Below are 1,028 nucleotides of genomic sequence, written 5' to 3'. Positions count from 1 at the left end.
CAAAAGGACTGGCTAAAGAAAAGCAGCTAGAGAATTTATTTTACTCATCAGACAGTCATTGTGTTAGAACGAATGCCGATGAGTAGGTAGTGTCTGTCAGATTAAGTTTAAGCTAGTACATATAAGTTATTTAAATAACAGGAATATATTATTTAGTCAAAGCCTCGTTTTTATAGCGATGGCTTCGGTCGCTTGCACCGCGAAATATCACGCACCCAAGGACGCCTGAACACCCAGTTCAAATACGACCGCAACAGCCAGCTGCAACGCAAACGGATACGGCGTAATCAGAATCCCATCCTGCCTGATATCCTCATCGAACGCAGCTACCAGTACGACAACCTCGACCGGCTGGTAAGCAAAAAGCACAGCAAACACGGGCAGACCGATTACTACTATGATCGCACCGGCAGAATCGAAGGCTGCCGCAACCAGAGATACTGGGAAACTCTGCAATACGATGCGGCCGCCAACCTGCTGGACAGCAAATACAGAGAAGACTACAGCAACTACAACCTGATTCGCTGTAATCAGCTCCTGCATTTCAGAAGTCACCACTACCGCTACGACGAGCACGGCAGAACCCAAATCAAACAGAGCATCGGCGCCACCCAGCACTACCACTACGACGCTGAACACCGCCTGAGCGAAGTACGCATCGAACAAACAGGCCGCAGCCAGCGTTATGGCTATGTCTACGATGCTCTTGGCCGGCGTATCGAAAAGCATCAGATAGACCGCGACGGCCAACCTTACAACCGTACCCGCTTCCTCTGGGACGGCTTAAGAATGATTCAGGAAACTGGCCCGAATCATCCTACCAGCCTGTATATCTATACCGACCAGAACAGCTACGAACCACTGGCACGTATAGACACAGACGGCAACCATGAACAACATATCCGCTACTTCCACACCGACCTGAACGGCTGTCCAGAAGAGCTAACCGATGCAAACGGTAAAATACTGTGGGAATGCAGCTTTCAGTTATGGGGTAAGCGAATTCATGAAATCGAACACGAACCCAT

1 protein-coding gene is annotated in these 1,028 nt (G+C 49.2%); it reads left to right on the top strand.

Translation table 11 applies throughout. The features are described 5' to 3' along the window. Window positions 1-192: 192 nt before the first annotated feature. The coding region (locus tag BGI33_RS12870; RefSeq protein WP_144235353.1) for an RHS repeat domain-containing protein at window positions 193-1,028 on the top strand (836 nt) is incomplete at its 3' end.

It is taken from the genome of Snodgrassella alvi (assembly GCF_002777425.1).
Classification (GTDB): domain Bacteria; phylum Pseudomonadota; class Gammaproteobacteria; order Burkholderiales; family Neisseriaceae; genus Snodgrassella; species Snodgrassella alvi_B.
This window is presented reverse-complemented; position numbering and strand designations above follow the sequence as displayed.